The sequence below is a fragment of the Arthrobacter sp. SX1312 genome (assembly GCF_002929295.1).
Taxonomy (GTDB): domain Bacteria; phylum Actinomycetota; class Actinomycetes; order Actinomycetales; family Micrococcaceae; genus Arthrobacter_D.
In genome coordinates, this window is sequence record NZ_PJIM01000002.1 from 907,657 (window position 1) to 922,580 (window position 14,924).

General features: G+C 71.1%; 15 protein-coding genes. 14 read left to right on the top strand and 1 reads right to left on the bottom strand.

Annotation, left to right across the window (positions count from 1 at the left end; all coding sequences use genetic code 11):
* Positions 1-92: 92 nt before the first annotated feature.
* From CXQ92_RS11795 to CXQ92_RS11815, 5 genes are all read left to right on the top strand, one after another.
* Positions 93-1,103, top strand: a complete 1,011-nt coding sequence (locus tag CXQ92_RS11795; RefSeq protein WP_104167899.1) for a glutathione S-transferase family protein — start codon at positions 93-95, stop codon at positions 1,101-1,103.
* Between the two features lie 125 nt (positions 1,104-1,228).
* Positions 1,229-2,287, top strand: coding sequence for an iron ABC transporter permease (locus tag CXQ92_RS11800; protein WP_104167900.1), 1,059 nt, complete (start codon positions 1,229-1,231; stop codon positions 2,285-2,287).
* A complete protein-coding gene (locus CXQ92_RS11805) occupies positions 2,284-3,363 on the top strand; it encodes an iron chelate uptake ABC transporter family permease subunit (RefSeq protein WP_258069882.1) in 1,080 nt (359 codons plus the stop codon). Before CXQ92_RS11800 ends, CXQ92_RS11805 begins: the two co-directional genes overlap by 4 nt.
* Positions 3,363-4,256 carry an ABC transporter ATP-binding protein gene (locus tag CXQ92_RS11810; RefSeq protein WP_306738566.1) on the top strand — a complete coding sequence of 298 codons (894 nt, stop codon included), beginning with the start codon at positions 3,363-3,365 and terminating at the stop codon, positions 4,254-4,256. The genes CXQ92_RS11805 and CXQ92_RS11810 overlap by 1 nt, the downstream gene beginning before the upstream one ends.
* Entirely contained in the window at positions 4,253-5,305 is a 1,053-nt protein-coding gene (locus CXQ92_RS11815; protein ID WP_258069883.1) for a siderophore-interacting protein, read from the top strand. The genes CXQ92_RS11810 and CXQ92_RS11815 overlap by 4 nt, the downstream gene beginning before the upstream one ends.
* Before the next feature lie 72 nt (positions 5,306-5,377).
* Here the strand turns inward: CXQ92_RS11815 and CXQ92_RS11820 are convergent, their stop codons facing one another.
* A complete protein-coding gene (locus tag CXQ92_RS11820; RefSeq protein WP_104167902.1) occupies positions 5,378-6,376 on the bottom strand; it encodes a diacylglycerol kinase family protein in 999 nt (332 codons plus the stop codon).
* An 80-nt stretch (positions 6,377-6,456) separates the two neighbouring features.
* On the opposite strand from CXQ92_RS11820, the gene CXQ92_RS11825 reads away from it, so the two are divergent.
* The 9 genes from CXQ92_RS11825 (at position 6,457) to CXQ92_RS11865 (ending at position 14,870) form a co-directional block, all read left to right on the top strand.
* Positions 6,457-7,239 carry an SGNH/GDSL hydrolase family protein gene (locus CXQ92_RS11825; RefSeq protein WP_104168232.1) on the top strand — a complete coding sequence of 261 codons (783 nt, stop codon included), beginning with the start codon at positions 6,457-6,459 and terminating at the stop codon, positions 7,237-7,239.
* Positions 7,240-7,335: 96 nt separating this feature from the next.
* A complete protein-coding gene (locus tag CXQ92_RS11830; RefSeq protein WP_104167903.1) occupies positions 7,336-7,872 on the top strand; it encodes a MarR family winged helix-turn-helix transcriptional regulator in 537 nt (178 codons plus the stop codon).
* A gap of 60 nt (positions 7,873-7,932) precedes the next feature.
* Entirely contained in the window at positions 7,933-9,075 is a 1,143-nt protein-coding gene (locus tag CXQ92_RS11835) for a glucose-1-phosphate adenylyltransferase family protein (protein WP_104167904.1), read from the top strand.
* A gap of 304 nt (positions 9,076-9,379) precedes the next feature.
* Complete coding sequence (gene rpmB / locus CXQ92_RS11840; protein WP_043441573.1) at positions 9,380-9,616, top strand: 50S ribosomal protein L28; 237 nt, start codon at positions 9,380-9,382, stop codon at positions 9,614-9,616.
* On the top strand, positions 9,616-9,783 hold the full coding sequence (gene rpmG / locus CXQ92_RS11845; protein ID WP_019481734.1) for a 50S ribosomal protein L33: 168 nt from the start codon (positions 9,616-9,618) through the stop codon (positions 9,781-9,783). Before rpmB ends, rpmG begins: the two co-directional genes overlap by 1 nt.
* Before the next feature lie 2 nt (positions 9,784-9,785).
* Positions 9,786-10,091, top strand: coding sequence for a 30S ribosomal protein S14 (rpsN, locus tag CXQ92_RS11850; RefSeq protein ID WP_026545363.1), 306 nt, complete (start codon positions 9,786-9,788; stop codon positions 10,089-10,091).
* A 257-nt stretch (positions 10,092-10,348) separates the two neighbouring features.
* On the top strand, positions 10,349-10,627 hold the full coding sequence (locus CXQ92_RS11855) for an HU family DNA-binding protein (protein ID WP_043441577.1): 279 nt from the start codon (positions 10,349-10,351) through the stop codon (positions 10,625-10,627).
* Between the two features lie 209 nt (positions 10,628-10,836).
* The gene (locus CXQ92_RS11860; protein ID WP_258069928.1) at positions 10,837-12,891 is read left to right on the top strand and encodes a bifunctional copper resistance protein CopD/cytochrome c oxidase assembly protein; all 2,055 of its coding nucleotides are present in this window, start codon (positions 10,837-10,839) and stop codon (positions 12,889-12,891) included.
* A complete protein-coding gene (locus CXQ92_RS11865) occupies positions 12,888-14,870 on the top strand; it encodes an NHL domain-containing thioredoxin family protein (RefSeq protein ID WP_104167906.1) in 1,983 nt (660 codons plus the stop codon). Before CXQ92_RS11860 ends, CXQ92_RS11865 begins: the two co-directional genes overlap by 4 nt.
* The last annotated feature ends 54 nt before the right edge of the window (positions 14,871-14,924 follow it).

The window sequence follows — 14,924 nt, forward strand, 5'->3', positions numbered from 1 at the left end:
GGTCCGGACCCACTCTCCGGACCCACCTTCCGGGAGGCCCGGTCGTGCACACGGCCGGGCCTCCCGCATGTCCGCCGTCCTAGACTGGCAGCATGACCGACACACAGCAGGCCGAATCGTCCGGGCACAGCACCAAAGGGGCCTACGTGACCTCCGGCGAGGAGTTCACCCGCGACACCCAGTACATCGAGACGCGGATCACGCGCGACGGCGCCGACGGCTACCCCGTCGAGGCGGGCCGGTACCGCCTCGTCGCGGCCCGCGCCTGCCCCTGGGCGAACCGGACCATCATCGTGCGGAGGCTCCTTGGGCTGGAGGACGCCATCTCGCTGGGCACCCCCGGGCCCACGCATGACAGCCGGTCCTGGACCTTCGACCTCGACCCCGACGGCCGCGACCCGGTGCTCGGCATCGAGCGGCTGCAGGAGGCCTTCTTCAAGCGGGACCCGGACTACTCGCGCGGCATCACCGTCCCTGCCATCGTGGACACCACCACCGGCGCGGTCGTGACGAACAACTTCCCGCAGATCACCCTCGACTTCTCCGGTGAGTGGAAGGAGTTCCACCGCGAGGGAGCACCGGACCTCTACCCCGAGCACCTCCGCGAGGAGATCGACACCGTGAACAGGCGGGTCTTCACGGAGGTCAACAACGGCGTCTACCGTTGCGGGTTCGCGGGGTCGCAGGACGCCTACGAGGCTGCGTACGACCGCCTCTTCACGGCCCTGGACTGGCTCGAGGAGCGGCTGACCGACCGGCGTTTCCTCGTCGGGGACACCATCACCGAGGCCGATGTCCGCCTGTTCACCACGCTGGTCCGCTTCGACCCCGTGTACCACGGCCATTTCAAGTGCAACCGGAACACGCTGACCGAGATGCCCGCGCTGTGGGCCTACGCGCGCGATCTCTTCCAGACGCCCGGCTTCGGCGACACCGTCGACTTCGAGCAGATCAAGCAGCACTACTACATCGTCCACGAGGACATCAATCCCACGGGGATCGTCCCGAAGGGCCCGGACCTGGCCGGATGGACCACCGCCCATGGACGTGAGGCACTCGGCGGCAGGCCGTTCGGCGACGGCACCCCGCCGGCCGCCGCGTGACCTGAGCGGGCCTGCCGCGGTCCCTCCGTGGCAGGCTTGGATGGATTAGGAAACAAGTTCGTTTCCTAATCCATCCAAGCCTAGGCTAGCCTTACTCAGACCGATCGTCCGGCTGAGGGAGGCACATGGCAGTCCAGGCCTCCACCCTGCGCCGGGCCCCTGCCGGCCCGGCCTCCCGCCACCGGTCCTCCGGCGCGAGGAGCCTCGCGAAGCTGCTGCTCGCGGTCATGATCCTCGGACTGTCCTGCGTCGCCTCGCTCACCATCGGCGCCCGTTCCGTCAGCATCCCGACCGTGCTCGACGCCGTTGCGTCCTTCGACCCGGCGAACGGCGACCACGCCGTGGTCCTCTCCCGTGTCCCGCGCACCGTGGTCGGGCTGCTCGTCGGGGCGGCGCTCGCCACCGCGGGAGCCGCGCTGCAGGGCATCGCCCGCAATCCGCTGGCGGACCCCGGCATCCTCGGCATCAACGCCGGCGCGTCCCTCGCCGTCGTCGTCGGGATCTACCTGTTCGGCCTCAGCAGCGCCTCCAGCTATCTCTGGTTCGCCTTCGCCGGCGCGGGCGCCGCGGCCGTCGCCGTCTACGCCGTGGCGAGCCTCGGGAGGGACGGCGCGACGCCGGTCAAGCTGGCACTCGCAGGGGCGGCCCTGGCCGCCGGACTCGCGAGCCTCACGAACGCCGTCCTCGTCTCCAGCCAGGAGACCCTCGACGCCTTCCGGTTCTGGCAGGTCGGCACGCTCGCCGGCCGGGGCTGGGAGGTCATCGGTGCGGTGGTGCCGTTCGTCGGGGCGGGCCTCGTCCTGACCCTGGCCACGGGTCGGGTCCTCAACTCCCTGGCGCTGGGCGACGACGTGGCACGCGGCCTCGGCCAGAACGTCCCCCTCGCCCGTGCCGTCACCGCCGTCGGCGTCGTGCTGCTGTGCGGTGCGGCCGTGGCCGCGGCAGGGCCGATTGCCTTCGTGGGACTCGTCATCCCGCACCTGGTGCGGCTCGTCGTCGGCTCCGACTACCGGTGGATCCTGCCCTTCTCCGCCCTGTCGGGTCCCGTGCTGCTCCTGTGGGCGGACATCGTGGGCCGGGTCATCCTGCCGCCGGGCGAGGTGCAGGTGGGCATCATGACCGCCGTGCTCGGCGCCCCCGTCTTCATCTGGCTCGTCCGGCGGCGCAGGATGGCGCAGCTGTGAGCGCGCCCGTGGACCACGCGCCCGCCCGGATGCCCCGGGCGGACCGCCCCGGGCATCCGGGCGGTCCCGCCGCCGTCCGGGCGCGCCGCCGCCGGAGCACGGGCACGCGGCTGGCCGTCGTGGCCGGCGTCGTCGCGGTGCTGTTCGCCGTGAACGTCCTGCTCGGCTCCTACACCGTCACCGTCCCGGACTTCTTCCGCATCCTCGGCGGCGCCGACATCCCCGGCGCGAGCTTCATCGTGCTGGAGAACAAGCTGCCCCGGGCGGTCATCGGGCTCCTCGTCGGGATCGCCTTCGGGATCGCGGGTGCCGTGTTCCAGACCATGCTGAGGAACCCGCTCGCGAGCCCCGACATCATCGGCATCAGCTACGGTGCCAGTGCGTCGGCCGTGACCGCGATCGTCCTCTTCGGGGCGGCCGGTGCCGCGGTGTCCCTCTCGGCCCTCGTGGGCGCGATGGTGGTCGCGGCGGCCATCTACCTGATCTCCCGTCGCGGCGGCGTGGCGGGCTACCGCCTGATCCTCGTCGGGATCGGCTTCGCGGCGGTCATGCACGCGCTCGTGAGCTTCCTCATCACCCGCACCGACCTCCGCACGGCGTCGGCCGCGGTGCTCTGGCTGAACGGCTCGCTGAACTCCAGCACGTGGGACCGCGTGACGGTCCTCGTCGCGTGCCTCGCCGTGCTGCTGCCGGCCGCTGCGGTCCTCTCCCGCAGCCTGCAGGGCCTCGAACTGGGCGACGACGCCGCCGCGGGCCTCGGCCTCCGCGTCGAGGCCTCGCGCCTGGGGCTCATGTCCACCGGCGTCGCCCTTGCCGCGGTGGCGACCGCCGCTGCCGGACCCGTGGCCGCCGTCGCCTTCCTGTCGGGGCCGATCGCCCGCCGCCTGCTCGGCAACCGTCCGTCGCTGGCCATGGCGGCCCTCGTGGGTGCGGTGATCGTGCTCGGTGCGGATTTCGTGGCGGCCAACCTCGTCCCCGGTGCGTCGCTGCCCGTCGGCGTCGTGACCGGTGCGCTCGGCGCCCCGTTCCTGCTGTGGCTGCTCGCCACGGCGAACCGCTCGGGCCAGGGAGGCTGATGATGGCAGGATCCGGACGTACGACGGCGGCCACGCTGACCGCCGAGGCGCTCACCCTCGCCTACGACGACCGCACCGTGGTCGACGGACTCGACGTGGCCCTGCCCGCCGGGAAGGTGACGGTGATCGTCGGTGCGAACGCGTGCGGCAAGTCGACGCTGCTGCGGGGACTGGCGCGCCTCCTCAAGCCCGCCGGCGGCACCGTGCTGCTCAACGGCTCCGACATCTCCACGCAGTCCACCAAGGCAGTCGCCCGCGTCCTCGGCCTCCTCCCGCAGACCCCTGTCGCGCCCGACGGCATCAGCGTCGCCGACCTCGTGGGCCGCGGCCGGTACCCGCACCAGGGGTGGTTCCGCCAGTGGACGCCGGAGGACGACGCCGCCGTCGCGGGTGCACTCGAGGCCACCGACACCCTCCCGCTCGCCGACCGCTCCGTGGACGAGCTCAGCGGCGGGCAGCGCCAGCGCGTCTGGATCGCGATGGCCCTCGCCCAGCAGACGGACATCCTGCTCCTCGACGAACCCACCACGTTCCTCGACGTCACCCACCAGATCGAGGTCCTGGACCTCATCACGGATCTCAACCGGCGGTCCGGGACCACTGTGGTCATGGTGCTGCATGATCTCAACCTCGCCGCACGCTACGCGGACCACCTGATCGCCATGCGGGACGGCAGGATCGTGGCCGACGGCGCGCCGTCGGACGTGGTGACCGAGGAGACCGTGTCCGGGGTGTTCGACCTCGAGTGCCGCGTCATCACCGACCCGGTCTCGGGGACCCCGATGGTGGTCCCGATCGGCCGCCACCACGGCCGGCACCACGGCCCGGGCGAAGCCGGCGAAGGACCCGGCCCGCAGGACACCGTTCCGACCCCCCTGGAGGCAGCATCATGACCGACGTGACCCAGCGCAGCGCGCGGCGGACCGCCGCGGACACCGAGCCGATGGTGCTGGCGTTCGACGTCGTCGTCACCGCCGTCCGGGACCTCACCCCCACCTTCCGCCGCATCACCTTCGGCGGCGCGTGCCTCACGGGGTTCGGCGTGGTGGGGGACACCCTCGACCTGCGGATCAAGATCGTCATCCCCTCCGAGGGCCGCGACGCCCCGGACATCGCGGCGATGATGAGCAGCGGCGACGCCTCGGGCTGGTACCAGCGGTGGCTCGGCCTGGATGCCGCGGACCGCGGCTCCATGCGCACCTACACGGTGCGGGAATCACGCTGCAGCGGTCCCCGCCCCGAAATCGACGTCGACTTCGTGATGCACCTGGACGCCCACGGCCGGGGCGGTCCCGCCGCGGAATGGGCCGCGGCGGCGCGGCCGGGGGACAAGGTCTGCGTCATCGGGCCGAACGCCTCCGCCGCCCAGTGCCGGACGGCGGGTGCGTACGGGGGGATCGAATGGAGCCCGGGCCTCGCGCAGCATGTCCTCCTCGCGGGGGACGAGACCGCCGTGCCCGCCATCAGCGCCATCCTCGAGGCACTCCCCGAGGACATCGGCGGCCACGCGTTCCTGGAGGTGCCGGATGGGCAGGACATCCGGCCCATCCGGTCACGCTCGTCCGTGCAGGTCACCTGGCTGCCCCGCGGGGATCGCCCGCACGGCGAGCACCTGGAGGCGGCGGTCCGGGACGCGGTGCGCGTCCCGGGCTGGGTCTCCCTGTCCGGCCGGGAGAGCGCGAACGGCGGAGGCGAGCCGGAGGACGTCGACATCGACAGGACCATCCTCTGGGAGACGCCGCAGCTGCTCGAGACGGCGATCGTGCGGTCCACGGTCAACCCGGAGCGGCCTCCGGGCACGCAGCCCTTCTACGCCTGGATCGCGGGCGAGGCGGCCGTGGTGCGCAGCCTGCGCCGCTACCTCGTGCGCGACGTCGGCGTGGACCGGAAGCAGGTGGCGTTCATGGGGTACTGGCGCAAGGGGCGCGCGGAACAGGCCTGACCCGGAGCCGCAGCAGCGCCGACCGGGCCGGCGCACTCCGCGGCCCGCCCGGCGCCGCCCAGGGCCCACCCGTCAGGGCAGGGGCTCACTCACCACGGCGGGGTCCTTGTAGCCCAGCGGCATCCTCAGGCGCAGCGAATTCGGCCTGACCTCGAACGCCATGTGGGTCGCCTCGCCGAGGGGATCGCCGTCGAGCTGCACCTCCAGCGGCGCGTGCAGGGTGACCTCCGCGGTGCGGCACTGGAAGTACTCGAGCGAGGAGTCCTTGCCCTTGCCGCGGGCGAAGAGCTTGCCGACGACGGCGAGCCAGCCGAGCTTCCCCTTCGGGGCGACCGTCATCAGGTCCATCAGGCCGTCGTCGATCTTCGCGCCGGGGAAGATCTCCAGGCCGCCCATGATCTTGCCGCAGTTGCCGCCCATGACGCTGCGCAGGCGGCGGTCGAAGGGCTTGCCGCCGTCCACCGAGATGGTGGTCCGGGTCGGTTTGCCGGGGAGGTTCCTGATGCCGGCGTCCACGTAGGCGAGCCAGCCCACCTTGTCCTTCAGATCGTCCCGGGTGTCGGACATGATGGCGGCGTCGTAGCCGATGCCGGCCATCACCAGGAAGACGTGGGCGTCCTGTGCCCGGTCCACGGTCACGTGCACGACGTCGATGGTGCGTTCGGTCCCGCGGAACGCGGCCTCGACGGCGGCGTCCGGATCGTCGACCGCGATGTCGAGGTTGCGGGCCAGGAGGTTGCCCGTACCCAGCGGCACGAGGGCCATCATGGTGTCGGTGCCGGAGAGTTCCTCGGCGATGCACCGCACGGTGCCGTCCCCGCCCGCGGCGATGACCAGGTCCACGCCGGCCTCGAGGGCCTGCTGGGCCTGGCCGTGACCCGGATCATCCGCGGTCGTCTCGATGACCAGGGGCTCGTCCCACCCGTCCTCGGCCGAGATGCGCTTCACGGCCGCCTCGACGTCCACCGTGGTGATCTTGATCGGGTTGACGATGAGCGCGGCGCGACGGCGGCCCGATCCGGTGTCCGCGAGCGTCTCGGGGGTCGCTTCGAGTGTGGCTTCGGTGGGCATGATGTCCTTCGGGCAGGGTGGAGGGATGGCTCCGACGAGCTTATCCCGGCGGGTGCGGCCGGCGGGGGTAATCTTTGGTCGTGACCTACACCCAGCGATACGTGGCCCTTGGCGATTCCTTCACCGAAGGGGTGGGTGACTGGGATCCGGCGTCGCCCAACGGCGTCCGGGGGTGGGCGGACCGCGTCGCGGAGCAGCTGGTCCTCGCCGACGCGTCCTGGGGCTACGCGAACCTCGCCATCCGCGGGAAGAAGATGCGGCAGATCCTCGACCAGCAGGTCGACGCCGCCCTGGCCCTCGAGCCGACGCTCGTGACCGTCTATGCCGGCGCGAACGACATCCTGCGGCCGCGCGTCGACATCGACCTCCTGATGTCCCGGTACGACGACGGCGTGGCCCGGCTCCGCGCGGCGGGAGCCGCCGTCGTGCTGTTCACGGGCTTCGACACGGCGGGATCGGCGGTCTTCGGGAAGACCCGCGGGCGCACCGCCGTCTACAACGAGTGGGTGCGTGAGATCGCCGACCGGCATGCCGCCACGATCGTCGACTACTGGCGCCTGCGGGAGTTCCAGGACTGGAGCTACTGGGACGTCGACCGCATGCACATGTCCGTCGCGGGGCACACGCTCATGGCCGCGCGCGTGCTCGGGGCCATGAAGGCGTCCCACCGGATCGACCTGCCCGAGCTCGACGCCCGTCCCGCCCTGAACCGGGCGGACCAGCTGCGGGCCGATGCGCAGTGGGCGCGGGAGTACCTGACGCCCTGGGTGGGCAGGCGACTGCGGGGCGTCTCGTCCGGGGACGACCTGGCGCCGAAGTACCCGTCGCTGACCCGCCCGCACTGGGCCTCGGTCAGCGCCTGAGGCCCGCAGCGAGCACGGATCCGGCCGTGCCCGCAAGCACGCCGGGGCCGCGGCACGGGCCCTCGTCCGGAGGACCCCGTGTGCCAGAATGAGCGCATGGCGGCGCACTGGCTCACACCCGACGAGCGGCGGGCATGGCTGGCCCTCTACGCGCTGACCTCCCTGCTTCCCGCGAACCTCGACACCCACCTCTTCCGTGAGGCGCGGATCACCCTGTTCGACTACCACGTCCTCGCGATGCTCTCGGAGGCGGAGGGCACGAGCCTGCCCATGAGCGAGCTCGCCGCCCGATCCACCGCGTCCCTCTCCCGGCTCAGCCATGTGGTCAAGAAGCTCGAGGGCCGGGGGTGGGTCACACGATTGCCGTCCTCCCTCGACGGGCGCGTGACCACGGCCTCCCTCACCGCCGACGGGCTCGAGATGCTGACCGAACTCGCGGTGACGCACGTCGCGCAGGTCCGCTCCACCGTCTTCGACGCCCTCGATGACCAGGACGTCGCCGACCTCGAGCGCGTGGGCCGCAAGATCCTCCGCGGGATGGACAGCGCGCACTGGATCCTGGCCGACGCCGCCCCGGCGGCGGCCCTGGCGGGCCGGGCGGCAGCGCAGGGAAGCTCCCGGCAGGACCTCTAGGACCACCCGACCGGGGCGGGGCCATCATCCCGACCGGACACAGACAGGACAGGACTGCCCATGGACCAGCAGGCGAAGGCCCGGCACCAGCCGCGCATCCTCGCGATCGTGCTCGCCGGCGGTGCGGGAGGGCGCCTCGGTGCGCTCACCGATCACCGGGCGAAGCCCGTCATGCCCGTCGGCGGCAGCTTCCGGCTGATCGACATCCCCCTGTCCAACCTGCACCACAGCGGCATCTCCGACGTGTGGGTCATGGAGCAGTACCAGCCGAAGACCATCAACGACCACCTCCGCAACGGCAGGCCCTGGGACCTCGACCGCACCCGCGGCGGGCTCCTGGTACTGCCTCCCTTCAGCGGGGGCGACGGTGAGGGGTTCGCCGAGGGCAACGCCGACGGACTGCTCCGGCAGGTCGACTCCATCCGCGACTTCGCACCGGACCTGGTCCTCGTCCTCAGCTCGGACCACCTCTACCGCCTCGACTACCGCGACGTCGTCGCCACGCACCTCGACAGCGGGGCCGCGCTCACGATGGTCACCGCGGACTTCGACGGCGACGCCTCCGCCCACGGCGTCGTGGCCGTGGATGACGACGGCCGCGTGACCGACTTCGCCTACAAGCCGGAGGAGCCGCGGACGCGCATCGTCACCACGGAGATCTTCCTGTACACCGCGGCGACCCTCCTCGACGCCCTCGAGCGCCTGGACGGCACCGAGGGCGGCCTGGGTGACTACGGGCACCACCTGGTGCCGCACCTGGTGGAGCAGGGTTCCGTGGTCGAACACCGGCTCCAGGGGTACTGGCGCGATCTCGGGACGCCGGCAAACTACCTCCGCGCCCACCTGGACCTCGTGGACGGTGAGGGTCTCGACCTCTCGGACCCCGACTGGCCCATCCTCACCGAGCCGCCGGAACTGGTACCGGCGTTCATCGGCGACGGGGCCGTTGTCGGCAGCTCGCTGATCGCCCCCGGCGCGCGCGTGCACGGCACGGTCCGCCGGAGCGTCATCGGCGCGGGTGCCACGGTGGAGGCCGGGGCGGTCGTGGAGGATTCCGTCCTGCTGAACCGCGCGCGGGTGGAGGCCGGGGCGGTGGTGCGGCACGCCATCGTGGACTCGGACGCCGTCGTCGACGGGGACCGCCTCGGTGCCGGTCCGGACGAGCCCGCCGTCGTCGGGCGGGACGGGCTGATCGACGACTGACCCGTTTTGGTCACGCCTCATCCGGCCGGTAGGATGGTAGGGCGTTTGGCTGTGGCTGATGACGCCCGTCCACGGACGGGAGGAATTTGCCCAGCGACCCGCGACTACCTAGAATTCAAGGCTGTGCCGGCCGCAAGGCCGCGCCCCGCCTGAACTTCACCGTCTTCCCCGCGGCGAGGCGCTTCGGCAGGTTCTCACCCTGCCAGGTCAACCTCCGGAAAGCTGCAGTAATAACGGTGTCATTACTGGTGGCGGGACGCCCAACAAGTGATTCCGTCACGTTCATCTAATCTGGAGGAGAGTTATGGCAGCCCACTGCCAAGTGACCGGAGCCGAGCCCGGCTTTGGACACAGCATTTCGCACTCGCACCGCCGTAACAAGCGCCGGTTCGACCCCAACATTCAGAAGAAGCGCTACTACGTGCCTTCCCTGCGCCGCAACGTGACGCTGCAGGTCTCGGCCCGCGGTATCAAGACCATCGACGTGCGTGGCATCGACGCGGTCGTCGCGTCCATCCTCGCGAGGGGAGTGAAGCTCTAATGGCCAAGGACAAGGACGTACGTCCGATCATCAAGCTGAAGTCCACCGCCGGGACGGGCTACACCTACGTGACGCGCAAGAACCGTCGTAACGATCCGGACCGCATGGTCCTGATGAAGTACGACCCCAAGATCCGCAAGCACGTCGAATTCCGAGAGGAGCGCTAACCATGGCCAAGAAGTCAAAGATTGCTCGTAACGAGCAGCGCAAGGTCATCGTCGAGCGCTACGCGGCCAAGCGCCTCGAGCTCAAGAAGACCCTCGTCGACGAGAACGCCACCGACGAAGCACGCGAAGCCGCACGCCTCGGCCTGCAGAAGCTTCCCCGCAACGCCTCGCCGGTGCGCCTGCGCAACCGTGACCAGATCGACGGCCGCCCCCGCGGCACGCTCCAGAAGTTCGGCATCTCCCGTGTCCGCTTCCGTGACATGGCACACCGTGGCGAACTGCCCGGCGTGACCAAGTCGAGCTGGTAGACAGCCCCCGGGGCGCCGAGCCCCACCGCATCACCCGCCGCCCCGCGCGGTAACCGAAGAAGCCGTCACCCCCGGGTGGCGGCTTCTTCGCGTCATGCCCGGCCACGGCCGGAAAACAGCCTCGAAACGGCCGTCTTTCCGCCGAGAAGCCGCGTGAACACGCGGGTCGGGGCATCCAAGCTGGTAAGTTTTCGGACAGAGGCTTTTCGAATACCGCGAAGAGCTCTTTCCGAAGAGTGACGTCCAGGAGGACAAAATTGGCTAAGAACCGTAGTGAACTTGTTGCAGAGGTAGCGGCGAAGGCCGACACCAGCCAGGCCGCCGTCAACAGCGTCCTCGATGCGCTGTTCGACGTCTTCTCCGAGTCCATCGCCAAGGACGAGAAGATCACCATCCCCGGATGGCTCGCCGTCGAGCGCACCAGCCGCGCAGCCCGCACGGGCCGCAACCCCCAGACCGGTGAGACCATCCAGATCGCCGCCGGCCACAGCGTCAAGCTGACCGCCGGCTCGAAGCTGAAGGCTTCCGCCAAGTAGTCCCAGGACCGACACCAGGGGACCGCTGCCATGAGGCAGCGGTCCCTCGGCGTTAAGTGCCCCTCCCGTTCCGGTGCAGGCCCGGAGGAGATTGGCCCTATTTCTACTCGGGGTAGAGAATGGTGTATGTGCCGACCACTGTGAAGGAACCCCGGGAGACCGCCGCCGCTTCCTCCCCCGAGCGAGCCCTCGCGACCGGCTGGCTCGTCCTGGCCGGGGCCGTCGTCCTCGGCGCCCTCGTCGTCGCCCTGCTCTACACGGGGGCGGCCGCCGCGCGTCAGCTCGGAGACCCCGGCGCCCTCACCCGGTGGGGCCTGCCCGTCGCCAAGGTGCTCAACAACACGGCGGCCGCAGCGACCATCGGCGCCCTCGTCCTCGCCGTCTTCATGCTCCCGCGGAGGGTCGGACCCCGCGGCCGGAAGCCCGCGGAGACCGCCGCCGAGCATCCTGCCTTCTCGCGCGTGATGCTGCTGGCCTCCGTCTCCGCCGTCGCCTGGACGCTCGGCGCGCTCGGCGTCATGATCTTCACCTACTCGGACGCGGCAGGACTGCCGCTCAGCACCGACCCCGCCTACACGCAGGGGCTCGCCGCCTTCCTCACCGACTTCTCCACCGGGCGCGCCTGGCTCGTGACGACCATCGTCGCGGCCGTCCTGGCCACCCTCCTGTTCGGGGTGCGGTCGCAGACCGGCCTGGCCCTCACCCTGGTGCTCGCGCTCCTGAACCTGCTGCCCATGGCCCTGATCGGCCATTCCGCCAGCGGTGACGACCACAACGCCGCGGTGAACTCGATCGCCCTGCACCTGGTGGGCGTCTGCCTGTGGGTCGGCGGGATCATCGCCCTCGCCGTGGTGGGCGGCGCGCTCGGCGGGCAGACCCTGCCGGTCCTCCAGCGCTTCTCCGCGCTGGCCGGCTTCGCGTTCGTCCTCGTGGTCGCCTCCGGCGTGGTGAACGCCAGCCTCCGGATCTCGGACCTCGGGCAGCTCAGCTCCCCGTGGGGACTGCTCGTCACCTTCAAGACCATCGCCACGATCCTGCTCGGCGGGATCGGCTGGATGCACCGGCAGTGGATCATCCCGCAGCTCGGGGCTCCCGCCGGGACCGCCGCGTCGAAGATGTCCGCACGCCGCGTCCTGTGGCAGCTCGTCCTCGTCGAACTCCTCATCATGAGCGCGGTGCTGGGGGTCGCCGGGGCCCTCGGACGCACGGCCCCGCCCCGCTCCGAGGAACTGCCCACGGAGGCGGGACCGGCGCGGATCCTGACCGGCTACGACCTCCCGCCCGAGCCCACCGCGGCACGCTGGGTCACCGAGTGGCGGCCCGACTGGCTGTGGATCGCGGTCGCGGTGATCTTCGCCGTCTCATACGTCCTGGGCATGCTGAAGCTGCACCGCCGCGGCGACTCCTGGTCGCCGCTGAAGCTCATGAGCTGGCTGGTCGGCCTGGCATGCCTCACCTACTTCACCTCCGGCGCGCCCGCCATCTACGGCATGGTGCTGTTCAGCGCGCACATGGTGGACCACATGGCCCTGACGATGGTGGTGCCGCTGTTCCTCGTCCTCGGCGCACCCGTCACCCTCGCACTCAAGGCCCTCAGCGCCCGCCGGGACGGCACGCGCGGCATCCGGGAATGGATCCTCGTGATCGTGCATTCGCTGCCGTCGCGGATCATCACCCACCCGCTCGTCGCAGCCGGCAACTTCGTCGCGTCGATCGTCGTGTTCTACTACTCGCCGCTGTTCGGGTTCGCGCTGCGCGAGCACGTGGGCCACGAGCTCATGATCACCCACTTCCTGATCACCGGGTACATCTTCGTGCTGTCCATGATCGGCTCCGATCCCGTGCCGTTCCGTGCCCCGTACCCCATGCGGCTGCTGCTCCTGTTCGCGACGATGGCCTTCCACGCCTTCTTCGGCGTCACCCTCATGGGCTCGACGTCGCTGCTCGAGGCCTCCTGGTTCGGCAACATGGGCCGTGAGTGGGGCGCCTCCGCCCTCGCCGACCAGCAGGTGGGCGGCGCCGTGACCTGGGGCGTGGGCGAGATCCCCACGCTGCTGCTCGCGATCGGCGTCGCGATCGTGTGGTCGCGCTCGGATGCGCGGGAGACGAAGCGCAAGGACCGCGCGGCGGACAGGAATAACGACGCCGACCTCGCGGCTTACAACAGCATGTTCGCCGACCTCGCCGCGCGCGACGCCGGACCCGCCCGCGCAGGGCAGCAGCCCGCGGCGCGGGCGACCACCACCGCAGGAGACGATGAATGACCGAGACCACCGTGCGCACTGGCTACCGGGTGCGCGGCTCAGCCCTGACCGGCCGTAACTGGCTCAACACCGGCGGCAGGCAGCTGCAGCTCGAGGACCTTCGCGGAAAAATCGTGATCCTCGATTTCTGGACCTTCTGCTGCATCAACTGCCTGCACGTCCTCGACGAACTCCGGCCGCTCGAGGAGCAGCACTCGGACGTCCTGGTGACGGTCGGCGTGCACTCGCCGAAGTTCGAGCACGAGGCCGACCCGGACGCGCTGGCCGCCGCCGTCGAGCGCTACGACATCCACCACCCCGTCCTCGACGACCCGGAGCTGACCACGTGGCAGGCCTACACGGCCCGCGCGTGGCCAACGCTCGTGGTGATCGACCCGGAGGGCTACATCGTGGCGCACCTCTCCGGCGAGGGCCACGCCGCCGGCCTCACCTCGCTCGTCGAGGAGCTCGTCGCCGAGCACGAGGCGAAGGGCACGCTGCACCGCGGCGACGGCCCGTACGTCCCGGCGGAGAGCACCGCAGGGGACCTGAAGTTCCCCGGCAAGCTGCTCGCGCTCCCCGCCACCGGTACCTTCCTCGCCGGCGACACGGGCCACCACCGGCTCGTGGAGCTCGAAGCTGACCTCGTCACGGTCCGCCGCACCATCGGTTCCGGTGCGAAGGGCTTCCGCGACGGCGGCGCCGGCGAGGCGGAGTTCAACGAGCCGCAGGGGCTCGCCCTGCTGCCCGCCGCGCTGGCCGCGGAGGTCGGGTACGACGTCGTCGTCGCGGACTCCGTGAACCACCGCCTGCGTGGCGTGGACCTCGCCACGGGGGAGGTGCGCACCCTCGCGGGCAACGGCACGCAGCGACTGCTCGACGCCGGGAACCACACGAAGACCGGGCTGCAGGAGAACGCCTTCGAGGTGGACGCGGAGAGCGAGGCGCCCCGCCTCACGGAGACGGAGCTCGGCACCGATGCGCTGAACGTGTCGCTGTCCTCGCCGTGGGACGTGCTCCACTCGACGGTGCTGGACCGCGTGGTCATCGCCATGGCCGGCACGCACCAGATCTTCACCTACGACCCCCGCTCCCACGCCGTCGACATCCTCGCCGGCACGGGACTGGAGGGACTGCTCGACGGCGATGCGTCGGCCGCGTGGTTCGCCCAGTCCTCGGGCCTCGCGGAGGATGCCAACGGCAGCATCTGGATCGCCGATTCGGAGACCTCCTCCGTGCGCATCCTGTCCTTCCTCGAGGTCGGCGGCCGCCGCCGCGTGCAGGTGCAGACCGCCGTCGGGACCGGGCTGTTCGACTTCGGTTTCCGGGACGGCGACGCCGGACAGGCACGGCTGCAGCACCCGCTCGGGGTCGCCGCGCTCCCGGACGGGTCCATCGCCATCGCGGACACCTACAACGGCGCCGTCCGCCGGTACGATCCCGCCACCCGCCAGGTGTCCACGCTGCTCCGCGGCCTGTCCGAGCCCTCCGACGTCCTCGTGGACCTGACCCCCGTGGCCGACGGCGGGGACCCGCTGCTGATCGTCGTCGAGGCCAACCGGCACCAGCTGGTCCGTGTGCCGCTGCCCAAGGAGGCCCTCGCCGTCGACGAGGGAGCATCCCGGACCCAGCGGCCCACCACTGCGATGTCCGCGGGCCCCGTGGGACTCACCGTGCGCTTCACGGCGCCGAAGGGCCAGAAGCTCGACGACCGCTGGGGTGATCCCACCCAGCTGAAGATCAGTGCGTCGCCGGAATCGCTCCTCGTCTCGGGCGGCGGCACGTCCACCGGCCTGACCCGCGAGCTCGTGCTCGCCCCTGAGGCGGGCGGCGGGGTCCTGCACATCACCGCCCGCGCGGCGTCCTGCGACGGCGAGCCGGGCGGCGAGATCCCCGACCACGCCGCCTGCCACCTGTACCAGCAGGACTGGGGCATCCCCGTCACGCTCTCGGCCGACGGCGAGACGAGCCTGACCCTGGACCTGAGGGGCCTCGACTGACCCTCCGGCAGGAGGTGACCGCCCCCCACTGTGCCGGCACCGCGCCGGCAGCAT

Bases quoted from the DNA above. Each gene is read 5' to 3' on its own strand.
- CXQ92_RS11795 (WP_104167899.1), top strand. From the start codon at position 93: ATGACCGACACACAGCAGGCCGAATCGTCCGGGCACAGCACCAAAGGG.
- CXQ92_RS11800 (WP_104167900.1), top strand. From the start codon at position 1,229: ATGGCAGTCCAGGCCTCCACCCTGCGCCGGGCCCCTGCCGGCCCGGCC.
- CXQ92_RS11810 (WP_306738566.1), top strand. From the start codon at position 3,363: ATGATGGCAGGATCCGGACGTACGACGGCGGCCACGCTGACCGCCGAG.
- CXQ92_RS11815 (WP_258069883.1), top strand. From the start codon at position 4,253: ATGACCGACGTGACCCAGCGCAGCGCGCGGCGGACCGCCGCGGACACC.
- CXQ92_RS11820 (WP_104167902.1), bottom strand. From the start codon at position 6,376: ATGCCCACCGAAGCCACACTCGAAGCGACCCCCGAGACGCTCGCGGAC.
- CXQ92_RS11830 (WP_104167903.1), top strand. From the start codon at position 7,336: ATGGCGGCGCACTGGCTCACACCCGACGAGCGGCGGGCATGGCTGGCC.
- CXQ92_RS11835 (WP_104167904.1), top strand. From the start codon at position 7,933: ATGGACCAGCAGGCGAAGGCCCGGCACCAGCCGCGCATCCTCGCGATC.
- rpmB (WP_043441573.1), top strand. From the start codon at position 9,380: ATGGCAGCCCACTGCCAAGTGACCGGAGCCGAGCCCGGCTTTGGACAC.
- rpmG (WP_019481734.1), top strand. From the start codon at position 9,616: ATGGCCAAGGACAAGGACGTACGTCCGATCATCAAGCTGAAGTCCACC.
- rpsN (WP_026545363.1), top strand. From the start codon at position 9,786: ATGGCCAAGAAGTCAAAGATTGCTCGTAACGAGCAGCGCAAGGTCATC.
- CXQ92_RS11865 (WP_104167906.1), top strand. From the start codon at position 12,888: ATGACCGAGACCACCGTGCGCACTGGCTACCGGGTGCGCGGCTCAGCC.